Below are 14,576 nucleotides of genomic sequence, written 5' to 3'. Positions count from 1 at the left end.
CGGTCAATGCCCCATCAGCCAGTGTTGATGGGGCCCCGGCAGCGTCCACAATCCGAACAGGATCACCAGCAGCCCGCCGGCCACCCGTACGCCACGCTTGCGCAGCAACGCAGTGGTGCGCTCGGCGGCAAGGCCGGTGGCCAACAGCACCGGCCAGGTGCCAATCCCGAACGCCAGCATCAGCAGTGCACTGTGCAGCGCATTGCCTTGGCTGGCCGCCCACAGCAGCGTGCTGTAGACGAGCCCGCACGGTAGCCAGCCCCACAGGGTGCCGAGCAGAAGGGCGCGGGGCATGCTCGACACCGGGAGCAAGCGGCTGGCGACGGGCTGGATGTAGCGCCAAAGCCAGCGTCCCAGGCCTTCGATGCGCGTCAGGCCGCTCCACCATCCCGCCAGGTACAGGCCCATGCAGATCAGCAGCAGGGCAGCGATGACTCGCAGCAGCATCGCGCCAGGGCTGTTGGCCACGGCCCAGCCGGCGAGGCCGATCAGCAGGCCCGCGCAGGCGTAGCTGAAAACCCGCCCCAGGTTGTAGGCCACCAGCAGGCGCAAGCGTCGGCTGCGTTGTTCGGCCGGGATCGCCATGGTCAGCGCACCCATCAGCCCGCCGCACATCCCCAGGCAATGCCCGCCACCCAGCAGGCCGAGGATCAGCGCGGAGAGGAGTTGGGGGAGGAGGTCAGGCATTGGGGTGGTCCAGGGTTTTGCGGGTGAATGTTCCGACGTCTTCGCGAGCAAGCTCGCTCCCACAGTGGATTTGCGTTGAGTCACAAAATTTTGCCGTGGCCGGGACCTGTGGGAGCGAGCTTGCTCGCGAAGGGGTAGGCGGGAGCGATGCGACAACCCAGTCCATCACCCGATTTTCTTCTCTTCCGGTTTGTGCATTTCCCTGCCCGACGCCTCATCCACCCCCGCCTTGTGCCCGGGGTCCTGGTCATCGAAAAGAATGCTATGGGCCGGGCTGTCCATGTCTTCGTACTGGCCGCTGTCCACGGCCCAGAAGAACACATAGATCGCCACTGCGACGATCAGCAGGGCCACCGGAATCATGATGTAGAGCGCGGGCATCGAACCTCCGGATCCTTCAGGCGGGCAGCGGGCGCGGGTGGGCGACCGGGGTGGGGGTGGCTTCTGTCAGCCCGACGCGGGTCAGGCGCAGCGCATTGAGCACCACGATCAGCGAGCTTGCCGACATGCCCGCTGCCGCCCACAGCGGCGTGACCCAGCCAAGTGCGGCGAACGGCAACATGAGGCCATTGTACAGCCCTGCCCACATCAGATTCTCGATGATGATGCGCCGTGTCCGCCGGGCCAGGGTGAAGGCCTGCACCAGCGCTGGCAGGCGGTTGGACAGCAGTACCGCATCGGCATTGGTTTTCGCAAGATCCGTGGCCGAGCCCATGGCCACGCTGATGTCCGCCGCAGCCAGCACCGGCACGTCGTTGACGCCATCACCGAGCATCAACACCTTGTGGCCCTGGGCCCGGAGTTGCTTGAGCCTCTGCAGTTTGTCATCGGGACGCAGGCTGCCTTGTGCGTCGTCGATCCCAAGCTGGGCCGCGACACTGGCGACCATGGGCGAGCTGTCACCCGACAGCAGCACAGTCCTCCAGCCTCGCTGTTTGCAGGCGTCGATCAGGGCGGCTGCGTCGTCGCGCAGGCGATCGTCCAGCACCAGCCACGCCAGTACCTGCTGATCGTCACCCAACAGCAGCCATTGGCCGGCTTGCTCAGGGGTTGGCGGAACCACACTGCCGCTCAGGGCACAGACAAAAGCCGGCTGGCCGATGCGCAGCAGGCGTCCGTCGACACGGCCTTCGAGCCCCAACCCCGGCGTATTGCTCACCGCCTCGGCGGTCAATGGCGTATGGCCGAACGCGCGGGCGATGGGGTGTTCGGACCGGCTTTCCAGCGCGGCCGCCAGTGACAGGCATTGATCGTTGTTCAGCGGCCCCAGACTGCGAATGGCCCGCAGTGTCAGGCGGCCCTCGGTCAGGGTGCCGGTCTTGTCGAAGATCACCGTGTCGATCTGATTCAACCCTTCAAGCACATGCCCCCGGGTCAGCAGCAAACCCTGGCCGTGCAGGGTGCCGGTGGCGGTGGTTAGCGCAACCGGCGTGGCCAGCGACAGCGCGCAGGGGCAGGTGGCGACCAGCATCGCCAGCACGATCCAGAATGCGCGGGCCGGGTCGATCTGCCACCAGATCAGCCCCACCACCACCGCAGCCACCAGCGATATCAACAGAAACCACTGCGCGGCCCGGTCGGCGATTTGCGCCAGCCGGGGTTTTTCCGACTGCGCCCGTTCCAGCAAGCGCACGATGGCCGATAGCCGCGTGCTTTCACCCAGGGCCAGGACTTCAACGGTCAGCACGCTGTCCACGTTCGAGGTGCCAGCCGTGACAACATCGCCCACGACGCGAGGCTGGGGCAGGTACTCGCCTGTCAGCACCGATTCGTCGATGCTCGACTGGCCGCTGATGATCCTGCCATCGGCGGGCAAGATCGCGCCCGGATGCACCAGCACCCGATCATTGAGGCGCAGTTCGCTGAGCAGGATGCGCTCGCTCTGTCCGCCTTCGTTCAAACGCAGGCAGGAGGCAGGCAGCAGGTTGACCAGTTGCCCGGTGGCCGCAGCGGTACGCTCCCGGGCGCGACGCTCCAGATAGCGCCCGGTCAGCAGGAACAGCGCAAACATGCCCACGGCATCGAAATACAACTCGCCAGTGCCGGTGATCGCGGTCCAGACGCCTGCGCCGTAGGCCAAGCCAATGGCCAGCGACACCGAGACGTCCATGGTCAACTGGCGGGTGCGCAAGTCACGCAGGGCGCCCTTGAAGAACGGAGCGCAGCTGTAAAGCACGATGGGGGTCGTCAGAAACATTGCGACCCAGCGCAGGATGGTGTGCATCTCGGGGCTGAGGTCGATATTGAATTCCGGCCAGGTGGCCATGGTTGCCATCATCGCCTGGAACCACAGCAGCCCGGCGACGCCCAACTGGCGCAGGCTACGGCGGTTTTCCCGGGCCAGACGTTCGGTGGCCTGGTCAGCCTGCCAGGGGTGGGCAGCATAGCCGATGCTGCGCAGCTCAAAGAGCACCTGACTCAGGGGTAGCTCGGCGTCGTTCCAGCGCAGATAAAGCCGATGGTTGGACAGGTTCAGCCGCGCTTCGACCACGGCGGGCAAGGTCCGCAAGTGTCGCTCGATCAGCCAGCCGCAGGCCGCGCAACTGATGCCTTCGATCAGCAGCGTGGTGTCGGCCAGGTCCTCGGCATGCCGAACGAAAGGCGCCTGCACATCGGGGCGGTCATAGAGCGCCTGTTCTTCGAGCAGTTGCGAAGGCAGGGCCTGAGGATTGACCGAGGCTTCGCTGCGATGGCTGTAGTAGCTTTCCAGGCCGCCCGCGACGATGGCCTCGGCCACCGCCTGGCAGCCCGGACAGCAGAACGGGCGGGACTCACCGAGTACGACGGCACTGAAACGATCACCGGGCGGAACGGGCAGGGCGCAATGAAAGCAGGGGGTTGGGGCGTTCACGTCATCACTTCTTTTCGGCACCCTGCAGCGGCTCGTCACCCAGGATCAGGTCCTTGTCACGGGTCACCGACTCTTCCTCGAACAGGCGCCATGTCTGGCTGTTCTCCACGCCCAGCAACTCGACGAAACGACGGCCTTCGACCCGGTCACTCATCTGCCCGACGTAGCGCCCCGGTTGTGCGGGGTTGCGGGCCAGGATGATCTTGCGATCCTTTTCCGGCTGGGTGGGGGAGATCAGGTTCAGCACCAGGGTCTCCGGCTGGCTGTTGCCGGTCAGGCGCAGGTCGGCCTCGCCGGTGAGGTCATCCAGGGTCACGGTGGCGCGCAGTTTCAGGGTTTGCGCCAGCAGTTCGCGGTCCAGGGAACGGTTGATGCCTTTGCCTGCTTCGTAATAGTTGTCGTTGACCAGGTTGTCCGGGTTGTCCACGGCGATGGTCACCATGGCCACGGTCAGGCCTACCGAACAGGTCAGCATGCCGATGATGATCCAGGGCCAACGATGTCGGTACCAGGGGTTTGCAGCAGTCGCTACGCTCATGTGTGACGTCTCTCAACGAACTTGTGGGCCGATGAATCGGCTCTTGGCTTGTACTTCGGTGCCGCTGTTTTCAATGTCCTTGAGGATGAAGTGGATCTCGTTGGTGCTGGACGGCAGTCGCTCTGGCGACACCGACAGCTCCACCGGCATGGTGAATATCTCGCCGGCGGCCACCTTGATTTCACGCCGGCCCTGCAGCTTGAGGTCTGAAAGCCCGGTAGCGTCGAGTACGTAGGTGTGGTCGATCTGATCCTTGTTCATGATCTTCAGGCTGTAGACGTTCTCGATTCGCCCTTCGGCGTTCTCACGGTACAGCACGCGGTCCTTGCTGACGTCGAAACCCACCAGCGAGCGCATGAAGAACGCCGCCGTCAGCACGCCGATCATCACCAGCAGCACCGCCGCATAGCCGATCAGGCGCGGGCGCAGCTTGTTGGTTTTCTGTCCGGACAGGTTGTGTTCGGTGGTGTAGCTGATCAGGCCGCGAGGGTAGTTCATCTTGTCCATGATGGTGTCGCAGGCATCGATGCACGCGGCACAGCCGATGCACTCGATCTGCAGGCCGTCGCGAATGTCGATGCCGGTGGGGCAGACCTGGACGCACATGGTGCAGTCGATGCAGTCACCCAGGCCCTGGGCCTTGTAGTCCTGGTCTTTCTTGCGCGGGCCACGTTGCTCGCCGCGGCGTGGGTCGTAGGACACGATCATGGTGTCCTTGTCGAACATCACGCTCTGGAACCGCGCGTACGGGCACATGTAGATGCACACCTGCTCGCGCAGCCAGCCGGCGTTGCCGTAGGTGGCGAGGGTGAAGAAGCCGACCCAGAAATACGACCAGCCATCGGCCTGGCCGGTGAAGAAATCGACGGTGAGTTCGCGGATCGGCGAGAAGTAGCCGACGAAGGTAAGCCCCGTGACCAGCCCGATCAGCAGCCACAGGCCGTGCTTGGCCGACTTGCGCACGAACTTGTCGGCGCTCATGGGCGCCTTGTCCAGTTTCATGCGCTGGTTGCGGTCGCCCTCGGTGACCTTCTCGCACCACATGAACACCCAGGTCCACACGCTTTGCGGGCAGGTGTACCCGCACCACACGCGCCCGGCGTACACCGTGATGAAAAACAGCCCGAAAGCGCTGACGATCAGGATGCCCGACAGCAGGATGAAGTCCTGCGGCCAGAAGGTGGCGCCGAAAATGTAGAACTTGCGCTCCGGCAGGTTCCACCAGACCGCCTGATGACCGCCCCAGTCGAGCCAGACCGTGCCGAAATACAGCAGGAACAGCACGATCCCGCCGCCAATTCGCAGGTTGCGGAAGATCCCGGTGAACGCCCGGGTGTAGATCTTCTCCCGGGAGGCATAGAGATCGACGGTGTCACTCTCTTGCTTGGTCGGCGGAGTGACGTTGTGAACCGGTATTTGCTCGCTCATTGCGGCGTGCTCATCAAACCATCACGTGGCTATGGAAAATGCCTTGGCCAGTACGTGCCGGCCAGGGTCATTGCTTGTTGTTGTGCCGTTCATGATACCCCTGTGACTCTAGTCCAAGGCAGCGGTGTCTGGTCGCTCGGGGCATGGACGGTGTTGCGCGTTGATGCAGGTCAAAAGTGGCAAGGTCATTCGGAATGCGGCGGGCACTCGAACTGCCGCTACGAAATTCCAACTCCGTAGGGAGCGCGCTCTTCGTTCAACTGACTGAGCCAGGGGTTCAGCACTGCAGCGCCGCTCCCCGAGAAGTCGGCGGTGTTGCGGGTGACCACCGTCATGCCATGCACCAGGGCTGTGGCGGCGATCATTGCATCGTATTCGCTGCGAGGATCAGGAACGTGCAGGCGGGCGCATCTGGTGGCGACGGACGCATCTACAGGCAGAATTCGCCCCGCGAAGGCTGGAAGCAAATGATGCTCCATCCAGCTCCTGAGCAATCCCGACTGAGCCGGGTCGCGTCTCTCAAGCCGAAGAATGCCGGTCTCAAGCTCAAGGACCGTGACCGCGCTGATGTACAGGCTGGGCGCCGGGATCTGCCGGGCCCATCTCAATACATTTGGCGCTGCCTTCTGATTCTTTCGCAGCTCGGAAACCACGTTGGTGTCGAGCAGGTACATCAGGACAGATCCACTTCACGCGGCAATATCGGCGCGCGTCGTGACTCGAAGTCGATGTCTTCGATGCCGGGCATTGCGAGCATGTCGACGATGCTGAGCGAGCCGCCGGCGAGTTTCTGGTAATCCTCGATGGTGAGCAGCACATGCGCCGGACGACCCCGGTCAGTGATAAAGACCGGGCCCTCTTTCGTCGCCTTCTTGGCGCCGCTGGTATCCTGATTGAACTCGCGACTTGAAATAGTGGTGATCACAGGCGATAGCTCCTTGCTGTTGTAGCAATGTTTCTACGTTTCGATTTTATGGATGTTATGCCTGTCACGACCATCTCTCAACAGCGAATGTGTAACCAAAGAAAAACCCCGTCAGTTGACCCTGACGGGGCCTCCAGATGCATCATTCCTACTCCTGCGCGTCCGCCGGCTTATTCCCATGGGACAGGCTATACACATACGCCGCCAGCAGATGCACCTTGTCATTGCCCTGCAGCAATTCCTGGGCAGGCATCTGGCCCTGGCGGCCGTAGCGGATGGTCTGCTGCAACTGCGCGAAGCTTGAACCGTAGATGAACGCGCCCGGGTGGGTCAGGTCAGGTGCGCCCATGGCGGGAGTACCCTTGCCTTCGGGGCCGTGGCAGGCGACGCAGTTGCCCGCGAAGATTTTCTGCCCGTTGACTGGGTCTGCCTTGGCGTCGTCTGGCAGTTTGCGCCCATCCAGTTTCGTCAGCACGAAGGCCGCGACGTCCCGCACACCCTGATCGCCGACCACTTCACCCCATGCCGGCATGACCGCATGACGGCCACCCATGATGGTGGTCTTGATGGTCTGCGGATCACCGCCCCAGCGCCAGTCGGCGTCGGTCAGGTTGGGGAAGCCGTAGGCGCCCTTGGCGTCCGAGCCGTGGCACACCGAACAGTTGGAGGCGAACAGCCGGCCACCCATTTTCAGGGCTTGCGGATCCTTGGCCACATCTTCGATGGGCATGGCCGCGAATTTCGCGAAGATCGGACCAAAACGCGCATCCGACCGAGCCATTTCCTTTTCCCATTCGTGCACGCCGGTCCAGCCCGGCTGGCCGTTGGAGAAGGCGATCTTCTTGTCGTTGTCGACGTAGTCGTAGCCCGGCAACAGGCCCTTCCAGTTGCCCAAGCCGGGGTAGAGCGCCAGGTAACCGAGGGCGAAGATGATGGTGCCGATGAACAGCATGAACCACCACTTGGGCAGCGGGTTGTCGTACTCCTCGATGCCGTCGAAGGAGTGGCCGACGGTCTCGTCGGTGGTGTCGGCGCGCTGGCCCTTGCGGGTCGCCAGCAGCAGCCAGGTCAGGCAGAAGATCGTGCCCAACGACAGTACGGTGACGTACAGGCTCCAAAACGTAGTCATTCTTTGTTGCTCCTGGAAGCTTGCGCTTGCTCGAGGTGCTTGATGGCCTCGGGGTCGTCGGCAAAGGGCAGCAGGGTCGCGTCGTCGAATTCAGCCTTGCGCCGGGGGCTGAACACCCACAGCGCCAGGCCAATGAAGGCCACCATCACCACGACGGTGCCCAGGCCTCGAATCATTCCGATATCCATGGCGATCACCGTTTGCTCTTGATGATGGTGCCCAGGCCCTGCAGGTAGGCCACCAGCGCATCCATCTCGGTCTTGCCCTTGACCGCGTCACCGGCCTTGGCGATGTCGTCGTCGGTGTAGGGCACGCCGAGGCTGCGCAGCACTTCCAGCTTGCGACCGGTCAACTTGCCGTCGAGCTTGTTTTCCACCAGGAACGGATAGGCCGGCATGATCGACTCCGGCACCACGTTGCGCGGGTTATACAGGTGTGCGCGGTGCCAGTCGTCGGAGTAGCGTCCGCCCACCCGCGCCAGGTCCGGCCCGGTGCGCTTGGAACCCCACAGGAAGGGGTGATCCCAGACGCTTTCGCCGGCCACCGAGTAGTGCCCGTAGCGTTCGGTTTCGGCGCGGAACGGCCGGATCATCTGCGAGTGGCAGCCCACACAGCCGTTGGCGATGAACACGTCGCGGCCTTCGACTTCCAGTGCCGGACGCGGCTTCATGCCTTCGACCGGCTTGTTGGTCACGTCCTGGAAGAACAGCGGGACGATCTGCGTCAGGCCGCCCACTGCTACCGCGATGACCATGAAGATCGACAGCAGGCCGATGTTCTTCTCAAGTGATTCGTGCTTGATCATCAGTGCGCTCCCACGACAGCGATCTGGGCGGCTTCTTCGGCTTCCTCGGTGTTCGACGCACGCACGGTACGGAACACGTTGTAGGCCATGAACAGCATGCCGCTGGCAAAGAACGCACCGCCCAGGGCGCGAACGATGTAACCCGGATGGCTGGCTTGCAGCGCTTCGACGAACGAGTAGGTGAGGGTGCCGTCATCGTTGATCGCACGCCACATCAGGCCTTGGGTGATGCCGTTGACCCACATCGAGGCGATGTAAAGCACGGTACCGATGGTCGCGAGCCAGAAGTGGGTGTTGATCAGCGCGATGCTGTGCATCTGCGGACGCCCGTAGAGGCGCGGGATCATGTGGTAGACCGCGCCGATGGAAATCATCGCCACCCAGCCCAGCGCACCGGCGTGAACGTGGCCGATGGTCCAGTCGGTGTAGTGCGAGAGCGAGTTGACGGTCTTGATCGCCATCATCGGCCCTTCGAACGTCGACATGCCGTAGAAGGCCAGCGACACCACCAGGAACCGCAGGATCGGGTCGGTCCGCAACTTATGCCAGGCGCCGGAGAGGGTCATCATGCCGTTGATCATGCCGCCCCAGCTCGGCGCCAGGAGGATGATCGACATCACCATGCCCAGCGACTGCGCCCAGTCCGGGAGCGCGGTGTAATGCAGGTGGTGGGGGCCGGCCCAGATATACAGGGTGATCAGCGCCCAGAAGTGCACGATGGAAAGGCGGTAGGAGTAAATCGGACGCTCGGCCTGTTTCGGCACGAAGTAGTACATCATTCCCAGGAAACCGGTCGTCAGGAAAAAGCCCACGGCGTTGTGCCCGTACCACCACTGGATCATCGCGTCAGTGGCGCCCGAGTAAGCCGAATAGGACTTGAACAGGCTCACCGGCAGCGACATGTGGTTGACGATGTGCAGCATCGCCGTGACCACGATGAAGGCCCCGTAGAACCAGTTGCCGACGTAGATGTGCTTGGTCTTGCGCTTGACGATGGTGCCGAAGAACACCGCCGCGTAGGTGATCCAGACGATGGCCAGCAGGATTGCGATTGGCCACTCCAGCTCGGCGTATTCCTTGGTGGTGGTGTAGCCCATCGGCAGGGTGATGATCGCGCCGATGATGACCGCCTGCCAGCCCCAGAAGTGAAACGCCGCCATGCCGTCGCTGATCAGGCGCGTCTGGCAGGTTCGCTGCACGACATAGTAGGAGGTGCCGAACAGCGCGCACCCGCCGAAGGCGAAGATCACGAGGTTGGTGTGCAGCGGGCGAAGGCGTCCGAACGTGGTCCATGGCAGACCAAGGTTCAAGTCAGGCCACACGAGTTGTGAGGCGATGAAGACACCGAGCCCCATGCCAAGGATCCCCCAGACCACCGTCATGATGGCGAACTGGCGGACTACCTTATAGTTATAAGCAGTCGGACTGATTGCTGTGCTCATTCTAAGGTTCCACGGTTTGGGTATTTTATTAGTGTGGTAACGGCCGCAACATCGAATAAAGCGTAGACGTTTTGCCGCGCAACAAGCGCAAGACGAGGTCGACGCAAACACGGGATGCGGTTTTTTCGCGACTCGCTGCGCTTGGTTGCGCCAGGCAGAGTTGCCGGAGTGGGCCGAAAGGGCGGGAAAACAGGGCGAGTGAGGCGGCGCGCGTGAATGCCGAAAATTGTATACAGCCCTTCGGGTGACATACCGGGCCGCGCGGTCTGCCTGCAAGAGGGTGTGGAGGTCGTGCACAATCCTTTCACTGATCCTGTGGCCAGCTGTTGCCGGACCACCGTGCACGCAAGCTTAGACGCGAACGGCTCGCGATGGAAGCCACAAGAGCAAGAAGTTTGACACCTCGCCGGGTGCAGGGGGGTAATCACCGCGCCACCTTGCGGGGCGCGGTGAGCATCGACTTCTGGCCTACGCTGAAACGTTTCTCTACCTGCTTTCCCTGTACTTCGGTAGAGTGTTTCTACGCCAAAAGTTGTATACAAATGCCGATGACAATTGCACTTTTTGACTGCCCAAAAATTTGGCCCGAGCTGGCAGGTCAGGCCGGCGATCGTCACGGTTGATCGACCGGCACCGGAAAAATCGATGCAATCCGACGATGAATCCGCCCGGTTGCGTGCGGGTTGGGGCGCCCATGGCGTCGGTGCTTTTTTCCGAAAGTCCTGGCAGGTTAGTTTCAGGAAGCTGAACCGCGGCTGTCGCCCAGGAAAGTCCGGCGCGGCTGTCTTTTGCCTGGAACGCTTGGGCATAATGGCGCCCTGCAATCAAGTCCATGGGTCGAGACAAGCATGAACAACGGACACGCGGCGAGTACTGACGCCGATCAATGTGCGCAACTGGCGCAGGTGCAGGGCTGGTTGTGGAATGCTCCGGCAGAGGTCGCCGGCAACCAACCGGCCACCCTGATCCTCGCCCATGGCGCGGGTGCTCCCATGGACAGCGAGTTCATGAACGACATCGCCCAGCGCCTGGCCGCACTGGGTGTCGGCGTGTTGCGCTTTGAATTTCCCTACATGGCGCAGCGCCGGATCGACGGCGGCAAGCGTCCGCCCAACCCCAAACCGAAGCTGCTGGAGAGCTGGCGCGAGGTCTACGGGGCCGTGCGACCGCTCATCAAGGGCCGCCTGGCCATCGGCGGCAAATCCATGGGCGGGCGCATGGCCAGCCTGCTGGCCGACGAGTTGCACGCCGATGCGCTGATCTGCCTGGGCTACCCGTTCTACGCCGTCGGCAAATCGGAGAAACCCCGGGTCGAGCACCTGGCCGAGCTGCACACACCGACCCTCATCGTCCAGGGCGAGCGCGACGCGCTGGGCAATCGTGAAGCGGTTGAAGGCTATTCGCTGTCACCGGCCATCGAAGTGCACTGGCTGCCCACCGCCAACCATGACCTCAAGCCATTGAAGGCAGCGGGCGTCAGTCATGCCGCCTGCCTGCAGGAAACCGCCGAGCGCATCGCCAGTCGTCTACTCGGCTGATGCCTCGGCTGCAGCGGCCTTCGTGCACCAGACATCGAACTGACCGTCGGCGATCAACAGCCCTGCCGACGGCATGTCGATGTGAAAGGTGCCGCGCAGGTGACCCGTCTGCACGTCGCATTCGAGCAGGGTGACCGAACCCTTCTCGAAGTCCTGCGAATGATAAAGCTGCGCAAACTGCCGGGGCGTGACGTGATAGATCGCCGACAAGCGCTCGTCCCGCACCAGGTCGTAAGTGCCGGGTTCCAGGCTCTGATCGATGAACATGCCCAGCACCGTGCGGCGGTGGGCCACCTTGCCCACCGCGTGAATCTTCCAGATCTTGTGGCTGCGCTTGCCCGTCAACTCCGGGCGCAGGCAGGAAAAGGCAGATAACTGCCTTGGGGTGAACGGCTTGCCGTTGATGGTGGCGCTGAGTTCGCAGGCTGTGTTGCTCGCGCTGTGAGTCGGTGTGCCGGTGGAGCCTTTCATGGGCGTCGCTCCCTTGTCGCTTTTATATAGGCGCCTGGCACTGCTGGCCAGGTCGTGTCGAAGAGGGCGCAATGCCGCAGGCACAAAAGGCCTGCGGCATTGCGCAAGGCCAGTCGTCAGCGAATGCCGATGGCCGAAATCACGCTGTAGGTGTAGCCATCCAACTCCATGCCGCTACCCAGGGCTTTCTGGTAATAGGTCTTGCCAAACGGCGACAGCTTGGCCAGGGTCGATGACCAGTACAGGTCCTTGACCAAGGGCCAGTTGGCCGCCCACATACCGTGAATCTCCCGCAGTTCCTGGATCGACGGCAGCCGGGCCTGATTGTTGCCAGCCTGTGCGCCTGCCTGACCGAAATTGCCCTTGCCCAACTCGATGCAGTGGATCACCCCCGTGACGGTCACCGCGTAGGACAGCGACTGCCCCGCAGCATCGGCCACGGTAATGGTGGTCGTGCCCTTGCCGCGGACGCTGACCAGCCCGGCTTCACTGACCTGGGCCACCCGCGGATCGGCCGAGGTGTAGGTATAGGGCGCCGTCCCGCCGCTCGCCTGGCGCTGAACCGTGGTGCCGCCTGGCATCGTCGGCAGCGCGTCGGGGCGCGAGGGCACCAGGTACACCTTGCCGCCCAGCGTCACCGGCGAGGTGTCCAGGCTCAGCGGGTTCTGCACCCGCAACGTGCGGCGCTCGGAGTCGCGTACGTTGCCGCCACGGCTGACCTGATAGCTCAATGTCGCCTGAGCGCCGGCACTGGCGGTAATCAGCGCCTTGGGCAACTGGAACACCAGTTCAGTGCCGCCCGTGGCCTCCTGCTCGGCGGTTTCAAAGCGCGAGGCACCTTCCCAGATCACCTTGACCCGATCACCGGCGCGTACCTCATAACGCGCCCGCACCGTCGCACCGGCCTCTGGAATCAGCCCCGGATTCACCACACCGTCCTCCTGCACGGTGTCCATGGTCGGCGCCGGAAGCACCGATGCGCTCATCACCCGCACCGAATAAACCTCCGAATCCTGCGAGGTGCCATTGGCCCGGATTACCTGATACGACACCGCCACCGTCTGGCCGTCATTGGCATCGACCAGCGCACGGGCGAACACCACCGACAGCGCCTTGCCGGCATCGTCCTGGGTAATGGACTTCTCTTTCTGGTCGCTGCCGTTGGGACCGTTCCAGCTCAGGTTGACGGTATCCCCCTGGCGCAGATTGGCTGAATCCGCGATCACCACCGTGGCGCCGTTGGGTGCGTTGGCGGGGTCAAGGATGTCGTTTTCGGCTTCGAGGATGGTGGGCAGGGGGAGGGGACCGCTCTGGTTGGCGCTGACGGGCAGCATCAACGAAGGCGAAGTGAAGAACGCACGGCTGAAGGTGTTGACGGTGTAGTGGATCGCCACCGAGCCACCCGTGAGCAGGCTGACCTTGTCGTCCGGAATGAAGAAGTCCATCGGCATGCCGGCAGCACCTGCGGCGACGGTCTTGAGTTCATCGAACATCACATTGGCGCCGCTTTCGGTCTTGCCCATCCAGTACAGATGAACGTCGTTGCCCTCTGCCATGAAGTAATACACAGGCACCTCGACGCGAACGTTGAGCGAGGCCGGATCCAGCACCCCGCCGTTCTGTTCGGCAACCGGCACCCTGGGCAGCGGCAACTCCATGGGCTGGCCGATGATTTTCAATTGCAGGCTCTTGGAGCGCAGCGTCACGCCGGCCGCCTTTGTCACCTTGTAATACAGGCGAGCCCGGCCTTGCGCGATTGGCTGGAACTGCGCATTGGGCACCACGAATTCGTAGAAGCTGCCTGCGCCGGGAATGGTCTTGCTCGCGGTGTAGGTCTCAAGTGCCATGCCCTCGGCCGTGCTGCGTTCCATCGACAGCACCAGCTCATCGCCAGGTCGAATGTCCGGATGGGCGATGACCAGCACCTGCACATCGGCACCGGCCAGTTGGTCGAGATCCAGTTCCATCCCCGGCGCTTGCGGGGTGATCGGCGCGGGCAACGTGGACTCTCCCGCCTCGACCGCCACATAGGTCGGCAGGGACCAGCGCGACCAGTTGTTGACGATGTCGCGGATTTCGTAGCGCACCTCCAGCATGTCCGAGTCGCCGGCGCGCTCGATGATCTCTTTGCTGACCGGGATGACCAGTGGCTGACCGACTTGCTGGGCGTCGGTGATCTCGGTGCGGATGATTTCGCCATGCCAGGACAGCGCGATCCGGTCACCCACGAACATGTTCATGTAGGCGGCAATTTCCACCGTCACGCCTTCAGGCGAGGTGATGATTCCTTCCGGAAAGACTTTCGGCGTGGCCAGTCGCTCGTTTTCCCAAGGGGTGGCCGGATTGGTGTCAGTGCCGCCCGGGATGGTCAGCTTGACTGGCACCACCGCAGGGGTGGACGTGTTCTTCTGCCCGCCGATGGGTTTGGTTACCTCATAGAAGAGGGTGATGTTCGTTTCGTGGATGAACTTCTGGTCCAGCGGCAGGACCACGAAATTGAAGAAACCGGGTGACAGGTCTTCTCGCTTCACCGTGTAGTTGAAGGCCAGTGCGTCATCACAAAAAAGGTCGATGATGTCGCCTTCGGCAATTTCAAGATAGGGCCCGACGCGCACGGAGAGTGGCACCTGGGGGTCGAGTGTGTCGGCATGACCGATACCGCTGGGGTCATGCAGGTTCTGCATCGCCGGAGCGGGCAGCAGTGCTCGAATCGCATCGTTCATGACAGTGTCCTTGTCTTCATGTAGACGGCGGGCCCGCAG

General features: G+C 62.8%; 14 protein-coding genes. 1 reads left to right on the top strand and 13 read right to left on the bottom strand.

What is annotated here, in order from left to right; genetic code table 11:
• Positions 1-3 precede the first annotated feature (3 nt).
• From ACIPOO_RS00450 to ccoN, 11 genes are all read right to left on the bottom strand, one after another.
• Positions 4-687: a sulfite exporter TauE/SafE family protein gene (locus tag ACIPOO_RS00450; RefSeq protein WP_400603617.1), complete on the bottom strand. Its 684-nt coding sequence runs from the start codon at positions 685-687 to the stop codon at positions 4-6.
• Positions 688-852: 165 nt separating this feature from the next.
• The gene (ccoS, locus tag ACIPOO_RS00445; RefSeq protein ID WP_400603615.1) at positions 853-1,068 is read right to left on the bottom strand and encodes a cbb3-type cytochrome oxidase assembly protein CcoS; all 216 of its coding nucleotides are present in this window, start codon (positions 1,066-1,068) and stop codon (positions 853-855) included.
• A 16-nt stretch (positions 1,069-1,084) separates the two neighbouring features.
• On the bottom strand, positions 1,085-3,538 hold the full coding sequence (locus ACIPOO_RS00440) for a heavy metal translocating P-type ATPase (RefSeq protein ID WP_400603613.1): 2,454 nt from the start codon (positions 3,536-3,538) through the stop codon (positions 1,085-1,087).
• Between the two features lie 4 nt (positions 3,539-3,542).
• On the bottom strand, positions 3,543-4,076 hold the full coding sequence (locus ACIPOO_RS00435; protein ID WP_400603611.1) for a FixH family protein: 534 nt from the start codon (positions 4,074-4,076) through the stop codon (positions 3,543-3,545).
• 12 nt (positions 4,077-4,088) lie between these two features.
• On the bottom strand, positions 4,089-5,504 hold the full coding sequence (gene ccoG, locus ACIPOO_RS00430) for a cytochrome c oxidase accessory protein CcoG (RefSeq protein WP_400603609.1): 1,416 nt from the start codon (positions 5,502-5,504) through the stop codon (positions 4,089-4,091).
• A gap of 218 nt (positions 5,505-5,722) precedes the next feature.
• On the bottom strand, positions 5,723-6,178 hold the full coding sequence (locus ACIPOO_RS00425) for a type II toxin-antitoxin system VapC family toxin (protein WP_274131925.1): 456 nt from the start codon (positions 6,176-6,178) through the stop codon (positions 5,723-5,725).
• The gene (locus tag ACIPOO_RS00420; protein WP_274131927.1) at positions 6,178-6,429 is read right to left on the bottom strand and encodes a type II toxin-antitoxin system Phd/YefM family antitoxin; all 252 of its coding nucleotides are present in this window, start codon (positions 6,427-6,429) and stop codon (positions 6,178-6,180) included. Before ACIPOO_RS00420 ends, ACIPOO_RS00425 begins: the two co-directional genes overlap by 1 nt.
• 148 nt (positions 6,430-6,577) lie before the next feature.
• A complete protein-coding gene (gene ccoP / locus ACIPOO_RS00415; RefSeq protein WP_400603607.1) occupies positions 6,578-7,558 on the bottom strand; it encodes a cytochrome-c oxidase, cbb3-type subunit III in 981 nt (326 codons plus the stop codon).
• Complete coding sequence (locus ACIPOO_RS00410) at positions 7,555-7,746, bottom strand: cbb3-type cytochrome c oxidase subunit 3 (RefSeq protein ID WP_081569091.1); 192 nt, start codon at positions 7,744-7,746, stop codon at positions 7,555-7,557. Before ACIPOO_RS00410 ends, ccoP begins: the two co-directional genes overlap by 4 nt.
• A 5-nt stretch (positions 7,747-7,751) precedes the next feature.
• Positions 7,752-8,363 carry a cytochrome-c oxidase, cbb3-type subunit II gene (gene ccoO, locus ACIPOO_RS00405; RefSeq protein ID WP_274131932.1) on the bottom strand — a complete coding sequence of 204 codons (612 nt, stop codon included), beginning with the start codon at positions 8,361-8,363 and terminating at the stop codon, positions 7,752-7,754.
• The gene (gene ccoN, locus ACIPOO_RS00400) at positions 8,363-9,805 is read right to left on the bottom strand and encodes a cytochrome-c oxidase, cbb3-type subunit I (protein ID WP_274131934.1); all 1,443 of its coding nucleotides are present in this window, start codon (positions 9,803-9,805) and stop codon (positions 8,363-8,365) included. The genes ccoO and ccoN overlap by 1 nt, the downstream gene beginning before the upstream one ends.
• A gap of 848 nt (positions 9,806-10,653) precedes the next feature.
• Between ccoN and ACIPOO_RS00395 the strand changes: the two genes are divergently transcribed.
• Positions 10,654-11,343 carry an alpha/beta family hydrolase gene (locus ACIPOO_RS00395; RefSeq protein ID WP_400603603.1) on the top strand — a complete coding sequence of 230 codons (690 nt, stop codon included), beginning with the start codon at positions 10,654-10,656 and terminating at the stop codon, positions 11,341-11,343.
• Here ACIPOO_RS00395 and ACIPOO_RS00390 read toward each other — a convergent pair.
• Positions 11,332-11,814: a hypothetical protein gene (locus ACIPOO_RS00390; protein WP_400603601.1), complete on the bottom strand. Its 483-nt coding sequence runs from the start codon at positions 11,812-11,814 to the stop codon at positions 11,332-11,334. The two genes, ACIPOO_RS00395 and ACIPOO_RS00390, sit on opposite strands and share 12 nt — an antisense overlap.
• A 116-nt stretch (positions 11,815-11,930) precedes the next feature.
• Positions 11,931-14,537, bottom strand: coding sequence for an Ig-like domain-containing protein (locus tag ACIPOO_RS00385; protein WP_400603599.1), 2,607 nt, complete (start codon positions 14,535-14,537; stop codon positions 11,931-11,933).
• Between the last annotated feature and the right edge of the window lie 39 nt (positions 14,538-14,576).

The organism is Pseudomonas sp. NPDC090201 (assembly GCF_044746825.1).
In the GTDB taxonomy this organism is placed as follows: Bacteria; Pseudomonadota; Gammaproteobacteria; order Pseudomonadales; family Pseudomonadaceae; genus Aquipseudomonas; species Aquipseudomonas putida_AD.
Note: the sequence above shows the minus strand (reverse complement) of the source record. Positions and strands in the feature narration are given on the sequence as shown.